The following is a 13,908-nucleotide window of genomic DNA, read 5'->3' as shown; positions in this document are numbered from 1 at the left end:
ACCATGGAACTCTGGGTTCTCTTCGGCACCTTCTCGCTGCTTCTGCTGATCGGCGTGCCCGTTGCCTTCTGCCTCGGCATCGCCTCGGTCGCGACCGTCGTCTATATGGGCCTGCCGCCCGTCGTCGTCTTCCAGCAGATGAATTCCGGCATGAACGCCTTCGCCATGATGGCGATCCCGTTCTTCATCTATGCCGGCGACCTGATGATCCGCGGCGGCATCGCCGAGCGGCTGATCCAGATGGCGGCGAGCCTGGTCGGCCATCTGCGCGGCGGCCTCGGCCAGGTCAATGTCGTCACCTGCACGCTCTTCGGCGGCATCTCGGGCTCGGCCGTCGCCGATGCTTCGGCCGTCGGCGGCCTGATGATCCCGCAGATGAAGAAGCGCGGCTACGACGCCGACTACGCCGTCAACGTCACCGCGAATGCGGCGATCATCGCGCTGCTGATCCCGCCCTCGCACAACATGATCATCTATTCGCTCTCGGCGGGCGGAAACCTCTCCATCGCCGACCTCTTCACCGCGGGCGTCATCCCCGGCCTGCTGCTCTGTGCCGCGCTGATGTTCGCCGCCTGGGCGGTGGCGGTGAAGCGCGGCTATCCGCGCGAGCCCTTCCCCGGCCTTGCCGCCGTCGGCCGCTATGTCGTGCTGGCCCTGCCCGGCATTCTGCTGATCGGCATCATCTTCGGCGGCGTCCGCTCCGGCGTCTTCACCGCGACCGAATCCTCCTGCGTCGCCGTCGTCTACGCCGTCCTCGTCACCATCCTGGTCTATCGCCAGCTGACCTGGACGGCCTTCGTCGAGGCGACGCTCGGAGCCGTGCGCACCACCGCCATGGTGCTGCTGGTGATCGGCGCGGCCGGCTCCTTCGGCTGGCTCATGGCCTTCCTGCAGGTGCCGCAGGCGACGATCGCGGCGATGAAGGCGGTCTCGGACAATCCGATCGTCATCCTGCTGATGGTCAACATCATCCTGCTGGTGCTCGGCACCTTCATGGACATGGCGCCGATGATCATCATCTGCACGCCGATCTTCCTGCCGGTGGTCAAGGCCTTCGGCGTCGACCCGATCCATTTCGGCGTGATCCTGATCCTGAATGCCGGCATCGGCCTCAACACCCCGCCGGTTGGCTCGGTGCAGTTCGTCGCCTGCGCCATCGGACGCATCTCGATCGGCGAATCCATGCGCACGATCTGGCCGTTCTACGGCGCCTCTGTTGCCGTGCTCCTGCTCGTGACCTATGTGCCCGGCATCTCCCTCTGGCTGCCGAGGCTGTTCCATTGACCCGTCTGTCCTCCGCCACCCTTGCCTCGCTTCCGGCCACCGTAAGGCGGCCGGGCTATGACCGCGGCAAGCTCAAGCCCGGCATCGTCCATCTCGGCCTCGGCGCCTTCACCCGCGCCCATCTAAGCGAGTTCACCGACGACGCGCTGGAAGCCGAATTCGGCGCCTGGGGCATCACCGGCGCCAGCCTGCAGCGGCCCGACCAGCGCGACCGGCTCAAACCCCAGGACGGGCTCTACACTTTTCTGAAGCGCGCGCCCGCCGGCCCGGAACTGCGCGTCATCGGTTCGGTGCTCGACATCCTCGTCGCGCCCGAGAGCCCGCAGGCGCTGGTCGCGAAGCTCGCGGCGCCGGAGACGAGGATCGTCTCGCTCACCGTCACCGAGAAGGGCTATTGCCACGATCCCGCGACCGGCAGGCTCAAGGCCGACCATCCCGACATCGTCCACGATCTCGCCAATCCCGATGCGCCGCGCTCGGCCGTCGGCCTGATCGTCGCTAGCCTCGCCGCGCGCAAGGCCGCCGGGCTCGGCCCCTTCACCGCCCTCTGCTGCGACAACCTACCGTCCAACGGCCATGTCCTCGCCGGTCTCGTCCGCGACTTCGTCGCGCTGCGCGACGATCAGCTCGCGGCCTGGATCGAAGCCAACGGCGCCTTCCCCTCGACCATGGTCGACCGGATCGTGCCCGCCACGACCGAAGCCGATATCGCCGAGGTCGCCGGCCTGCTCGGCCTCGACGATGCCGCCCCGGTGATCGGCGAGCCTTTCCGGCAATGGGCGGTCGAGGATGTCTTCGCCGCCGGCCGCCCGCGCTGGGACGCGGTCGGCGCGCAGATGGTCTCGGAGGTCGCGCCCTTCGAGTTCATGAAGCTGCGCATGCTCAACGGCGCCCACTCCTCCTTGGCCTATCTCGGCTATCTCGCCGGGCACGAGACGGTCGCGGCGGCGAGCGGCGATCCCGTCTTCGCCCGCTTCCTGCAAGGCCTCTGGAGCGAGATCATCCCAACCGTGCCGGCCCCGCAGGGCGTCGACCTCAAGACCTATGCCGGCGACCTGCTCGCCCGCTTCCAAAACCCGGCGATCAAGCATCGGACCTGGCAGATCGCCATGGACGGCTCGCAGAAGCTGCCGCAGCGCCTGCTCGGCACAATCCGTGAGCGATTGAAGGCCGGCGCGCCGATCGATCATCTCGCCCTCGGCGTCGCCGCCTGGATGGCCTATGTCACCGGCACCGACGAGACGGGCGCCGCAATCGACGTGCGCGATCCTTTGGCGGCCGAATTCGCGACCCGCGCCAAGACTGCCGGCCGCAATGCCGGGGCGCTGAGCGAGGCTCTGTTCGGCATCGGCGCGATCTTCGGCGACGACCTGCCGCGCGAGCGGCGCTTCACGCAGGCGGTGGCCGGGCATCTCGACAGCTTGTTCCAGAAGGGTGCGAAGGCGACGGCCGCGGCGTTGGGTTGAAATACTCAACGCTGCCTCGCCAAGCGCGGGGAACCCTCTCCTGGAAGGAGAGGGCAGGGTGAGGTGTAGACGGTTGGACCAGTTCCGCGAGCGCTGACCGCGGCTGCGTTGCGGCCAACGTTTCCGCTTCGAACACCTCACCCCTACCCCTCTCCTTCCAGGAGAGGGGATCCCGCGGCAAGACGACAGTGGCGAAGAACTCTTGATCCCTGCCCCGCCCTGGCGCCAGATACAGGCGATGTTCGCCCTCATCGCGAAAGCCCTGACGACCAGCGCCCTCGCCGCGCTGCTGCTCCTGCCCTCAGGTGGAGCGAAGGCCCAGGCGCAGCCGGCCGCGACCTATGTCGTGCCAAACTACTGGGACCCGAATGTCAGGATCGAGCGGCCGGATCCCGGCCCGCCGCGGGTGATCCGCTTCCTGACCGACGATGACTTCCCGCCGATGCATTTCGCCACGCCCGAAGGCGGCGTCACCGGCTTTTCGGTCGAGCTCGCCCGCGCAGTCTGCGAAAAGCTGGTGCTGAGCTGCACCATCCAGGCGCGCCGCTTCGACACCTTGCTTGATTCGCTCGCCGAGGGGCGCGGCGATGTCCTCGCCGCCGCCATTCCCGTCACGAGCGAATTGCGCTCACGCTTCACCGCCAGCCAAATCTACCATCGCTCGCCGGCTCGGCTGCTGACGACGCGCGGCAATGCCCGCACCGATCTCGAGCTGGTCGGCTTGCGCGGCACGCGTGTCGCCGTGGTCGCAGGCACCGCGCATGAGGCTTTCCTCGAACGCCTCGCGCCGTTCATCCAGCGCCGCACAGCGCCAGACCTCCAGGCGGCCCTTGCCCTGCTGCGCAGCGGCGATGCCGAATATGTCTTCGGGGACGGGGTCGCACTTTCGCTGACCATCGCCGGGCGCGGCGGCAGTGAATTCGCCTTCGCCGGCGGCCCTTATCTCGAAGCGCGCTATTTCGGCGAAGGCGTCGGCTTCCTGCTGCGCAAGGACGATCTCGCCTTGAAGCGGGCGATCGATTACGCGCTGCAGGGCCTGTGGGACGATGGCACCTATGCCAGGCTGTTCATCCGGTTCTTCCCGGTCAGCCCGTTCTGAGCCTCATCCCTGGCAGGCTGGCTCGGCTTCGCCAGCCGCCCTTCCTCGGCCTTGTAGAAGAACTGCGAGGCGACGAGCCAGCCCTTGAGTGGCCGCAAGGGCGGAATGCAGGTCAGCAGCACCAGCGGCAACGTCGTGACCAGATGCACCCAGGTCGGCGGGCTGTAGGTGAGCTCCAGCCAGAGCGGGAAGGCGACCGCCGGCACGCAGACGAACATCATCACGAAGAAGGCCGGGCCGTCCGCCGGATCGGCGAAGGAATAATCCAGCCCGCAAGCCTCGCAGCGCGGCTTCAGCGTCAGGAAGCCGTCGAAGAGCTGGCCCTCTCCGCAACGCGGGCAGCGGCCGCGCAGGCCGGTCTTGAGCGGAGACAGCGCCGGCCAATGTTGATGTGCCATGTCGTCCTCCAATCGGCGGATGCAACATGATTGACTGCATTCACCTGAGATTGAAAGCTACATAGCGCCGATATTGATTGCAGTCAATATTTGGCGACATGCAACACTGTCGCAGGCCATGCGCTTGGCCAGCGACCCCAGCGGCCAGCGCGCGCCGACTCGCCTCGGAACCCCCATCGTCATCCTGGTCAAGCCGCGAAGCGGCCCGGGACGAGCTTCGCTCGCCCAGGATGACGAGGGCGGCTCCGTCCGAAGTCACCACACTCTACAGCGCCCGAGCACTCACCTCCGGCGCCTGTTCCAGCGCATGCGCCATGAAGGCGAGTGCATCGCCGAGCGCCTTGCGGCTGATCGGCCCGCCCAGGCAGATGCGGGCGGCCTCCGGCGCCGGTCCCTTGGCGGCGAAGGCATCGCTGGCGACGATACCGATCCCGGTCGCCTGCATCTGCGCGACGAAGGCAGCGCGGGTCCAGGGCTGGGGCAGTTCCAGCCAGAGATTGAAGCTCAGCGGATCGGTGCGGTGGAGGCCCGCAGGCAGGATCTCGGCAGCGAGACGCTGCCGCGCCGCCGTCTCTGCCCTGATGAAGGCAAGCAGCGCGTCGGCGCTGCCATCCTCGATCCAGGCCGTCGCCAGCGCCGCGGTCAAGGGCGAAGCCATGATGCTGCTGGCGCGCAGGGCCGCAGCGAAAGGCCAGCCGGAACGGAGATCCGGCACCAGCACAAAAGCGAGCCGCAGGCCGGCGCCAAGGCATTTCGACAGGCCGGCAATATGCCATGTCAGCTCAGGCGCGAGCACAGCGAACGGAACGGGCGCTGTCATCGGCACGAAGCCATAGGCATCGTCCTCGATGATCGCGACGCCATGCCGGCGGGCGATTCCCGCGATCTCCTCGCGCCGCCGCTCCGGCATGGTGATCGTCGTCGGGTTCTGCAGGACGGGATTGAGATAGAGGGCTTTCGGCTTCAGCCTTGCGCAGGCCTCGGCGAAATCCTCGGGGTCGAGCCCATCGCCATCCATCGCCAGTCCAGTCAGCGACAGGCCGAGCTGCGCACAGATCGAGCGGATACCGGGATAGGTCAGCGCCTCGCACAGCACGCTATCGCCCGGCTTCGCAAGACTGCTCAGGATCGCCAGCAGAGCCGCATTCGCGCCCGGCACCACGAAGAGCTGCTCGGGTGCCGGCGAAAGCCCACGCCGGCTGAGCCAGAGCCCGGCCGCCGCCTTGTCGGCCGGGGCGCCGCCGAGCGGCTGGTAACGTAGCAGGCTGACCAGCCGCTCACCGACCTCGGCCATGCCTTGGCCCAATCGGACGACCAATGCCGGATCATCAGGCTCCGGCGGCAAAGTCATGGAAAGGTCGACAAGCTCCGGCGCGGGCACTCGCGGGATGGAGCCTCTGTCCGGCACCTTGACCGGCACAGCCTTGACGAAGGTCCCTTGCCCGACCCGCGACTCGACCAGGCCGCGGCGCTGCGCCTCGACATAGCCGCGCGCCACGGTGGTGAAATCGACCGCAAGCGCCTCGGCCAACTTGCGTTGCGGCGGCAGTCGCTCCCCAGCCGCCAGCAAGCCCGCCGCGACATCCGCGGCGATGCGGTCCGCGATGGCGAGATAGCGCGGCCTGTCGCTTTGGGTCAGGTCCGGGAGCCAATCCATCGATGCGATCCGTCAAAGCGCAACACTGAATGGATTGACTGTATATTGTTGCAAAGTCGTTCTGTCACCTGCCCCGGACATCATGGGCGTGACCGGCAGCCCCATTCTCGCCAGCCTCCCTTGCCAGAAGGGAACCACTGAGGCCGACCGAGCAGGGAACCCGCACGATGTTCAACTCCAAGGCCCAAAGCCTTGCGCTGGCGATGGCGCTCCTGCTTGCAGCCGGCGCGCAGAGGGCGAGCGCCGAAACCCGCCCTGCTACCGGAAATCTTCTGCCGAAACCGCTGCTGTCGATGACGCCGCTCGACCCTGCGGCGGCACGGGAACGCGGCCTTGAGCGTCGCGAGTTCAACTTCGGCGACAAGGCGCTGAGCTTCACCAGCTACCTTCCTGCCGCCGCCAAGATCGAGACCGCGACGATCGACACCTCGGAGCCGCTGACCGGGATCGGTCGCATCAGGATCGTCGGCAAGATCGCCTTCCCGGATACGCCGCAGGTCGAAGCGACGATCACCGCTTTCCAGCTCGCCTCCGTCGCCAATCCCGCCCGTATCTGCGCGCATCAGGCGGAGCAGATCGGCTATTCGGTCGCGGCGAGCGCGACGACGAGCGATCTGGCGCAGGCGCAGGTCCTGGCCTTCGCCACACGTGACGGAAGGCGCATGCAGGGCGCTTTCGGCCAATGCTACGCGCGGGGCGATCGCCTCCTCTCGGTCTATGTCCTGATCGACCTGCGCGACGCCAAGGACAACGACGCAGCCAGAACGATTCTCAACCGCGCCCGCGACCTCGCGAGCCCGATCGTCGCCAATCTCGCCTTCGCGGACGAGCAGCCGAGCGGTTTCCGCGACGGGCTGGGCGAAGCCAAGTTGCGTGACCTTGGCCGCGATCTCGTCCTCGCCTTTCCGAAGAGCTGGCAGGTTGCGATCAACGATTTCACCGGCCACCTGCCAGCCGAGCTTCACCTGACGCGCACCAGCGGCGACAAGAGCCGCGGAGCGCTTTGGCTGGCGGCTCAGGAGCGGGCCGAGCAGCCGGACCTCGACAAGCTCGGTCCAGCGTTGATCGCCGACTATTTCGCTCAGCAGAGCAAGGATGCGCAGGCTCCGGTGCTTCTGGTCGCGGCCGAAGACCCGCTCTTCGGCAATGCCGGGATCGCGGCCCGAAGCTTCCGCTTCTCGCTCAAGGACAAGGCCGGCAAGGATGCCGGCGACATCCTCGCCATCCTGCTCTGGCACAAGAACAGGCTCTATGCCGTCAGCCTGTGGTTACCCTGGCCCGCATCCGCCGACGCCAACATCTTCTACTCGCGCCTGCCCGGCCTGACCGCTTACGACATGATGGCGACGCGGCTGCGCGCGCACCTGCTGGAGTAGGCGTCAGACGCCACCATGCCGGAAGATCGCGACCTCGGCATCCTCCGCCTCCGCCTCGGCCAGGACCTCGCGCAGCCGCGTCAACAACGATACCAGATCCTCCGGGTCGCCATCCTTGAAGGCGTCGGGCTGGCGCGTCTCCAGCGCCGCGACGGCCGCCTTGATGTCGCCGATCGCATCGAGTTCGGTCAGCGCCGCCTGTCTCTTCGCCCCGTCGAAGAAATACTGGCCGGTGACATCGTCCCATTTCCGGATCGGCACCGGCAGCGCAACCTCCTGCCCATAGGCCAGCGCGGTCATCGCCCGCGCGAGGCCGACGAGCCTCAACGCTTCCAATGGCGCGATGAAATCCTCGGTGAAGCCGGCCAGCGTCAGCGTTGTGCCCTTCGCCGGAGGCCTGCCGAAGGTCGCGAACAGCATCTCGGTCGCGAGTGCGACATGCCAGTGATAGCGCTCGATCTCCCTGCTCGCGAGGATGCGGTCGAGCCCGTCGGCGACGCGATCGCGCCCCTGGTTTCCGCCGAACTGCGCGATCTGCCTGGCGGTGCGCGTCAGCACCTCCTGCTTCAGCGCGGCATCCTGCGAGCCGAAGGCCCCGGAGATCGCGAGCGTCCCGGCGACGAGATAAGATGTCAGCGTGATCTCGGTCATGGCGGCTCCTATCCCTTGCAGGATCTGAAATTTGCCGCCGATTCGGCGCTTTATGTGACGATCTCGCCCCTGAAGGCCCAGCGCGTCATCCGGCGCTCGACCAGCGCGCAGGCGGCGTACATCAGGATGCCCATGATCGCGATGGCGAAGAGGCCGGCGAAGGTCGTGGCTGAGTCGTTTCGTGCGCCGGCCGAGAGCATCAGGAAGCCGATGCCGCGATTGCCGCCGACCGTCTCGGAGATCACCGAGCCGATGAAGGCGAGCGTCACCGCGACTTTCAGGCTGGCGAAGAGATAGGGCATGGCGCGAGGGACGCCGACCTTGGTCAGGATCTCCCATTGGCTGGCGCCGAGCGAGCGCATCACGTCGCGCATTTCGGGCTCGATCGTGGCGAGGCCGGTCGCGACGTTCACCACGATCGGGAAGAAGGAGATGACGAAGGCGGTGATGATCGCCGGCAGCGCCCCGACGCCGAGCCAGATCATCAGGATCGGCACGATCGCGACCTTGGGCACGGCGTTGAAAGCGATCAGCAGCGGGTAGAGCCCGGAATAGACGAAGGGCGAGGCGCCGACGGCAAGGCCGAGCAGCACGCCGAAACCGATCGCCAGCACGAAGCCGATCGCCGTCGTCCACAAGGTCTCCAGGCAGTATCTCAGCAGGATGTCCCAGCGCTGGACCATCACCTCGAAGATACGCGTCGGCCGCGGCGCCAGGATTTCCGGCACATCAAAAATGATGCAGGCGAGCTCCCAGAGCAGCAGCAGCCCGGCCATGGCGAGCCAGGGCATGGCGACGAGCAGGACCTGTCTCTGGCGGTCAGTCATGATCTTGGTCCTGCCGGGGTCGCATCACGCATGCTCCATATGGATGCGCTCGCGCAGGTCGTGGACGATGTCGACGAATTCGGCGGTGAAGGTCGTCTCCAGCGTGCGCGGCCGCGGCAGATCGATCTTGCTGATCTTGACGATCTTCCCGGGCCGCCGGCTCATCACATAGACGGTGTCGGCGAGGTAGACCGCTTCGCGCAGGTCATGCGTCACCAGCACGGCGGTGAAGCGCTTCTCCAGCCAGAGCGCCTGCATCACGCCCCAGAGCTCCTCGCGCGTGAAGGCGTCGAGCGCGCCGAAGGGCTCGTCGAGCATCAGGATCTCGGGCTCGTGCACCAGCGCCCGGCACAGGCTCGAGCGCTGCTGCATGCCGCCGGAAAGCTGCCACGGGAACTTGTCGCCGAAACCACCCAGGCCGACCGAGGCGAGCAGCGTCTCGACCCGCTCGATGTACTCGGCTTTATTGGCCCGGAACCGACGCTTGTGCGGCTCGACCACTTCGAGCGGCAGCAGGATGTTGTCGCGCGTCGTGCGCCAGGGCATCAGCGTCGGCGCCTGGAAGGCCATGCCGACGCCGCGGATCGGGCCCTTGACCGGCTGGCCATGGACCCGGACCTCGCCACCGCTCGGCGGCAGCAGCCCGGTGACCAGCTTCATCAGCGTGGACTTGCCGCAGCCGGACGGGCCAACCACGGCGATGAACTCGCCCTTGGCGATGTCGAGCGTCGCATCCTCCAGCGCCAGCATGCGCGAGGGGCCGCTGCCATAAGCGAGGCTGACCTTGCGCAATTCGACGAGGGGGGTTCCGGCCCGCACCCGCGAGCCCTCATCCTGAGGAGCAGCCGCAGGCTGCGTCTCGAAGGATGGTCCAGATGTCACGGGAGCCTCCTGAAGCATCCTTCGAGACGCCGCCCCTGACGGGACGGCTCCTCAGGATGAGGGCTGGAGTGGATTGTCACGTCGGCTACGGCGCGACCATGCGCTCCGCCTTGGGCGGCAGGAACTTGTTCGAGAACACCTTGTCGGGCGCCGGCGCGGCCGGCAGGCCGAAGGCGTCCGCGACGTCGGTGACCGAGCGGGCGAAGCGGGCCGGATCGACATCGCCCATGCCGTTCTCCTTCACGAACGGCGTCAGCACGTTCATCTTCAGCGACAAATCGAGGCGCTCGGCCTCCAGCTTCTCGTCGATCAGCGGATCGCGCTTCTTCACCGCGGCGAGACCGACGGCCGGATTGGCGGCGACTTCCTTCCAGGCCTTGGCGGTGGCGCGCAGGAAGCCCTTCACCACCTCCGGCTTCTCGGCGAAGGCCGGCGAGACGATGATGCCGTTGCCGTACACGTCCATCTTGTAGTCGGAGTAGTTGAAGGAGACGATGTCCTCCTGCTTCACGCCGCGTGCCTTCAGGTCGAGCACCGACGAGAAATAGTGGCCGCTGATGAAGTCGACCGTGCCCTGCACCATCGACTGCTCGCGCAATTGTGGCGTCAGGTTGACGTGATTGACGCTCTTGGCGTCGATGCCGACCTTCTTGGCGAAAGCGGGAAAGAGCCGGAACGACGCATCGAACACCGGCGCGCCAAGCTTCTTGCCGGCGAGGTCGGCCGGCTTGCTGATCCCTGTCTTCTTCAGCGTGTGCACGCCGAAGGGCGGGAAGTCATAGGCCATGAAGACGCAGAGGATCTCCTTGCCGGCATTCTTGGCGTTGTACTCGATCAGCGAGTTCACATCGGAGAAGCCGATGTCATAGGCGCCGGTGGCGACACGCTGGACCGCGCCCGCCGAGCCCTGGCCGGGGTCCATGGTCACGTCGAGCCCTTCGGCCTTGTAATAGCCCTTCTCCAGCGCCACCAGGAAGGGTGAGGTCGGTCCCTGGAACACCCAGTCGAGCGTGAACTTGACTGCGGTCTGCGCCTGAGCCGGCGACATCGCGCCCAGCGCCAGTGCCGCTGCGCCCGCCAAGGCGATACGGCGGGTGAATGCCCACGCCAAACCTTCGCCGGCCGGCTGCGAGCCGGACTGCCCCCACTTCACCTCACGAACCATCGAAGCCGACCCCTGCTTATGTTGTACGACGACGCTAGCGGGGCCCGGTTCGGAGTCAATCGAGTGGCCGGGGTTGTCTGCCGCTTTTTTGGGCGCGCTCATTCGTGCCGCAGGCAGGGCGACACCTTCCTGCTCAAGGCGGGCTCGCGCTGATGATCTTCAGCTTGAAGACATGCGGCCGGTTCGGCCTGGTCATGAAGCCGTAGTCGACCAGATCGAGCTTGTCCTGCGGCTTGAACCACGGGCGGAACTGCGGCGGCCGCGGCCGGCCGATCCAGGCATCGTTGCCGAGGAAGAGCACGTCGCGCGACAGAGTCTCCTCGAGCAGCAGCGCCGGGTTCTCCTTGTCCCAGTGGCAAACGCCGTTCTTGGGCCCGATCGGCCCACCCCGCCAGTTCCAGGTGTAGGCCGGAGCCTTGTTGGGCTCGATCGTTTCGTGGACCTCCAATGTGCCGGCATGCTTGCCGTTCACGCTATGGAACACGCTCAGGCGATCGGTTTTGACGATGACCTCCGACATGGCAAACCCTCGCGAGCTGCCCCGTCCCGGTTCCGAGCATAGACCGATCCCCGGCGAGCGGCAGCAGCCGAGAGCGAAACATGAGCCCGACGCGCGGTCGCCAGACCGTCGGCCTCATTGACGCAGCCCCCGCATATCTGCGAAACCGCGCCCTTCCCTGTCCTATCCTGCGAGACCTGAAGCCAAAATGCCCGCTTTCGAACCCGCGCTGATCGAAGCCGCCCGCGTCTCGGCCGCCTGGCCGTTCGAGGAAGCCAAGAAGCTCGTGGCGCGGCTGCAGAAATCGGGCAAGCAGGAGGCTGTGTTCGAGACCGGCTATGGCCCGTCGGGCCTGCCGCATATCGGCACTTTCGGCGAGGTCGCGCGCACCTCGATGGTGCGTCACGCCTTTCAGGTACTGACCGATGGCGCCATCCCGACCCGGCTGATCGCCTTCTCGGACGACATGGACGGGCTGCGCAAGGTGCCCGACAACGTCCCGAACAAGGAGCTGCTGGCGCAGCATCTCGGCAAGCCGCTGACCGAGGTGCCGGACCCGTTCGGCACGCATGACTCGTTCGGCCGGCACAACAATGCCCGGCTCTGCGCCTTCCTCGATCAGTTCGGCTTCGACTACGAGTTCAAGTCCTCGACCGACGCCTATCGCGCCGGCGAGTTCGACGCGACCCTGCTCAAGATGCTGGCCCGCTTCGACAAGGTCATGTCGATCATGCTGGCGACCCTGCGCGAGGAGCGCGCCGCGACCTATTCGCCCTTCCTGCCGATCCATCCGAAGACCCGGATCGTCATGCAGGTGCCGATCGAGGCGCGCGATGTCGAAGCCGGCACCATCACCTGGACCGATCCGCAGAGCGGCGAGCGCTTCACCACGCCGGTCACCGGCGGCCATGCCAAGCTGCAATGGAAGCCCGACTGGGCGATGCGCTGGGTCGCGCTCGGCGTCGACTACGAGATGGCCGGCAAGGACCTGATCGACTCGGTCAAGGTCTCCTCGCAGATCGCCCGCGCCATCGACGGCACCCCGCCGGAAGGCTTCAACTACGAGCTCTTCCTCGACGAGCAGGGCCAGAAGATCTCGAAGTCGAAGGGCAACGGCCTGACCATCGAGGACTGGCTGAGCTACGGCCCGCCGGAGAGCCTGGCGCTGTTCATGTATGCGCGTCCGCGCGAGGCCAAGAAGCTGCATTTCGACGTGATCCCACGCGCGGTCGACGACTACCTGCAGTTCCTCGGCGGCTATGACCGGCAGGACTGGAAGAACCGGCTCGGCAACCCGGTCTGGCACATCCATGCCGGCACGCCGCCGCAGCCGGAGGTCGTCGCCACCGGCGCGGGCGACAACGCGGTACGCACGCAGATCTCGTTCTCGCTTTTGATGAACCTCGTCGCCGTCGCGAACTCCGAGGACAAGGCGGTGCTCTGGGGCTTCCTGCAGCGCTATGCGCCCGGCATCTCGCCGCAGACGCATCCGCGGCTCGACGCGCTGGTCGGCTATGCGCTCGCCTACTTCAGAGACTTCGTGAAGCCGGCAAAGCATTATCGCCCGGCCGACGAGACCGAGCGTGCCGCCTTCACTGCGCTCGACGCCGCACTCGACGCGCTGCCCGCCAATGCGAGCGCCGAAGAGGTTCAGGATGCAGCCCTCGACGTCGCTCGCGCCATCCCGCGCTACCAGAACCTCACTGCCAAGAACGCGACTCCCGAGCGGCCCGGCGTCTCCGGCGACTGGTGGAAGGCGATCTACCAGGTGATGTTCGGCGAGGATCAGGGCCCGCGCTTCGGTTCCTTTGCCGCGATCTACGGGCTCGACAACACCCGCAAGCTGATTGCCAAGGCGCTCGACGGCGGGCTGATCCGCGAGCACGAGGCGTTCCTGGCGGCGCGCCAGCCGCTCAGCGCATGAGTGCAGCGGCGGCTGAGGCGGTCGAGAAGGCCATCGCCAGCCGCCGCGCCGTGCGCGCCTTCCTGCCCGACCCCGTCGATCCGGCATTGGTGCGCCGCCTGATCGAGCTGGCCGCGCAGGCGCCGAGCGGCACCAATATGCAGCCCTGGCGGCTGCGCGTGCTCGGCCCCCGGACCCGCGCCAAACTGGAAACGGCGCTGGTCGCGGCACTCGACGATCCTTCCCCCCGCCAGGAGGAGTATCGCTACTACCCCGCGACCTTCCGCGAGCCCTATCTCTCGCGCCGCCGCAAGGTCGGCTGGGATCTCTACGGCCTGCTCGGCGTCGCCAAGGGCGACCACGTCGGCATGCGGCGCCAGACCGCGGCGAATCTGCGCTTCTTCGGCGCGCCGGTCGCGCTGATGCTGACGGTCGACCGCGATCTCGAGATCGGCTCCTGGCTCGATCTCGGAGGCTTCGTCCAGACCCTGTTGATCGCGGCGCAGGGCCACGGGCTCGAGTCCTGCCCGCAGGCGATCTTCGCCAGCTTCCACGGGATCGTGCGGCGCGAGCTCGCCATCCCAGAGAGCGAGATCGTGGTGTGCGGCATCGCGCTCGGCAAGGCCGATCCGGAAGCGCCGGCAAACCGGCTCGTGCCGGAGCGCGAGCCGGTCGAGGGCTTCACCAGCTGGCTGGATTAG

The 13,908-nt window shown here is 67.0% G+C and carries 13 protein-coding genes; 6 read left to right on the top strand and 7 right to left on the bottom strand.

All coding sequences use genetic code 11. The annotated features are described in order from the left end of the window. The first annotated feature begins 3 nt into the window (after positions 1-3). From ACQKLX_RS18325 to ACQKLX_RS18315, 3 genes are all read left to right on the top strand, one after another. Positions 4-1,284: a TRAP transporter large permease gene (locus tag ACQKLX_RS18325; RefSeq protein WP_427362983.1), complete on the top strand. Its 1,281-nt coding sequence runs from the start codon at positions 4-6 to the stop codon at positions 1,282-1,284. Continuing rightward, positions 1,281-2,750, top strand: a complete 1,470-nt coding sequence (locus tag ACQKLX_RS18320) for a mannitol dehydrogenase family protein (protein WP_427362982.1) — start codon at positions 1,281-1,283, stop codon at positions 2,748-2,750. The genes ACQKLX_RS18325 and ACQKLX_RS18320 overlap by 4 nt, the downstream gene beginning before the upstream one ends. 238 nt (positions 2,751-2,988) lie before the next feature. Next, positions 2,989-3,849, top strand: a complete 861-nt coding sequence (locus tag ACQKLX_RS18315) for a transporter substrate-binding domain-containing protein (RefSeq protein ID WP_427362981.1) — start codon at positions 2,989-2,991, stop codon at positions 3,847-3,849. Here ACQKLX_RS18315 and ACQKLX_RS18310 read toward each other — a convergent pair. Together ACQKLX_RS18310 and ACQKLX_RS18305 are read right to left on the bottom strand one after the other, a co-directional pair. Further along, entirely contained in the window at positions 3,804-4,247 is a 444-nt protein-coding gene (locus ACQKLX_RS18310; protein WP_427362980.1) for a DUF983 domain-containing protein, read from the bottom strand. The genes ACQKLX_RS18315 and ACQKLX_RS18310 overlap by 46 nt on opposite strands. Before the next feature lie 265 nt (positions 4,248-4,512). Further along, the gene (locus tag ACQKLX_RS18305; protein ID WP_427362979.1) at positions 4,513-5,904 is read right to left on the bottom strand and encodes an aminotransferase-like domain-containing protein; all 1,392 of its coding nucleotides are present in this window, start codon (positions 5,902-5,904) and stop codon (positions 4,513-4,515) included. A 167-nt stretch (positions 5,905-6,071) separates the two neighbouring features. Here ACQKLX_RS18305 and ACQKLX_RS18300 point away from each other — a divergent pair, with 167 nt between their 5' ends. Then, positions 6,072-7,280: a hypothetical protein gene (locus ACQKLX_RS18300; RefSeq protein ID WP_427362978.1), complete on the top strand. Its 1,209-nt coding sequence runs from the start codon at positions 6,072-6,074 to the stop codon at positions 7,278-7,280. A 3-nt stretch (positions 7,281-7,283) separates the two neighbouring features. Here ACQKLX_RS18300 and ACQKLX_RS18295 read toward each other — a convergent pair whose 3' ends face one another. From ACQKLX_RS18295 to ACQKLX_RS18275, 5 genes are all read right to left on the bottom strand, one after another. Beyond that, complete coding sequence (locus ACQKLX_RS18295) at positions 7,284-7,931, bottom strand: hypothetical protein (RefSeq protein WP_427362977.1); 648 nt, start codon at positions 7,929-7,931, stop codon at positions 7,284-7,286. A 50-nt stretch (positions 7,932-7,981) separates the two neighbouring features. Further along, a complete protein-coding gene (locus ACQKLX_RS18290) occupies positions 7,982-8,758 on the bottom strand; it encodes an ABC transporter permease (protein WP_427362976.1) in 777 nt (258 codons plus the stop codon). 24 nt (positions 8,759-8,782) lie between these two features. Then, positions 8,783-9,508, bottom strand: a complete 726-nt coding sequence (locus tag ACQKLX_RS18285) for an ABC transporter ATP-binding protein (RefSeq protein WP_427363050.1) — start codon at positions 9,506-9,508, stop codon at positions 8,783-8,785. A 217-nt stretch (positions 9,509-9,725) separates the two neighbouring features. Then, positions 9,726-10,805 (bottom strand): ABC transporter substrate-binding protein, encoded by a 1,080-nt coding sequence (locus ACQKLX_RS18280; protein ID WP_427362975.1) that lies wholly within the window; start codon positions 10,803-10,805, stop codon positions 9,726-9,728. Positions 10,806-10,938: 133 nt separating this feature from the next. Beyond that, the gene (locus ACQKLX_RS18275) at positions 10,939-11,325 is read right to left on the bottom strand and encodes a hypothetical protein (RefSeq protein WP_427362974.1); all 387 of its coding nucleotides are present in this window, start codon (positions 11,323-11,325) and stop codon (positions 10,939-10,941) included. A gap of 187 nt (positions 11,326-11,512) precedes the next feature. Between ACQKLX_RS18275 and ACQKLX_RS18270 the strand changes: the two genes are divergently transcribed. Both ACQKLX_RS18270 and ACQKLX_RS18265 read left to right on the top strand, forming a co-directional pair. Continuing rightward, positions 11,513-13,228, top strand: a complete 1,716-nt coding sequence (locus ACQKLX_RS18270; RefSeq protein ID WP_427362973.1) for a lysine--tRNA ligase — start codon at positions 11,513-11,515, stop codon at positions 13,226-13,228. Next, positions 13,225-13,908, top strand: coding sequence for a nitroreductase (locus ACQKLX_RS18265; RefSeq protein ID WP_427362972.1), 684 nt, complete (start codon positions 13,225-13,227; stop codon positions 13,906-13,908). The genes ACQKLX_RS18270 and ACQKLX_RS18265 overlap by 4 nt, the downstream gene beginning before the upstream one ends.

This window comes from Allobosea sp. NPDC003192, from assembly GCF_050275675.1.
Classification (GTDB): domain Bacteria; phylum Pseudomonadota; class Alphaproteobacteria; order Rhizobiales; family Beijerinckiaceae; genus Allobosea.
This window is presented reverse-complemented; position numbering and strand designations above follow the sequence as displayed.

Excerpts from the sequence above, each read along its gene's own strand:
- ACQKLX_RS18305 (WP_427362979.1), bottom strand. The coding sequence starts at position 5,904 with ATGGATTGGCTCCCGGACCTGACCCAAAGCGACAGGCCGCGCTATCTC.
- ACQKLX_RS18310 (WP_427362980.1), bottom strand. The coding sequence starts at position 4,247 with ATGGCACATCAACATTGGCCGGCGCTGTCTCCGCTCAAGACCGGCCTG.
- ACQKLX_RS18290 (WP_427362976.1), bottom strand. The coding sequence starts at position 8,758 with ATGACTGACCGCCAGAGACAGGTCCTGCTCGTCGCCATGCCCTGGCTC.
- ACQKLX_RS18265 (WP_427362972.1), top strand. The coding sequence starts at position 13,225 with ATGAGTGCAGCGGCGGCTGAGGCGGTCGAGAAGGCCATCGCCAGCCGC.
- ACQKLX_RS18300 (WP_427362978.1), top strand. The coding sequence starts at position 6,072 with ATGTTCAACTCCAAGGCCCAAAGCCTTGCGCTGGCGATGGCGCTCCTG.
- ACQKLX_RS18275 (WP_427362974.1), bottom strand. The coding sequence starts at position 11,325 with ATGTCGGAGGTCATCGTCAAAACCGATCGCCTGAGCGTGTTCCATAGC.
- ACQKLX_RS18280 (WP_427362975.1), bottom strand. The coding sequence starts at position 10,805 with ATGGTTCGTGAGGTGAAGTGGGGGCAGTCCGGCTCGCAGCCGGCCGGC.
- ACQKLX_RS18270 (WP_427362973.1), top strand. The coding sequence starts at position 11,513 with ATGCCCGCTTTCGAACCCGCGCTGATCGAAGCCGCCCGCGTCTCGGCC.
- ACQKLX_RS18315 (WP_427362981.1), top strand. The coding sequence starts at position 2,989 with ATGTTCGCCCTCATCGCGAAAGCCCTGACGACCAGCGCCCTCGCCGCG.
- ACQKLX_RS18295 (WP_427362977.1), bottom strand. The coding sequence starts at position 7,931 with ATGACCGAGATCACGCTGACATCTTATCTCGTCGCCGGGACGCTCGCG.
- ACQKLX_RS18325 (WP_427362983.1), top strand. The coding sequence starts at position 4 with ATGGAACTCTGGGTTCTCTTCGGCACCTTCTCGCTGCTTCTGCTGATC.
- ACQKLX_RS18285 (WP_427363050.1), bottom strand. The coding sequence starts at position 9,508 with ATGCTGGCGCTGGAGGATGCGACGCTCGACATCGCCAAGGGCGAGTTC.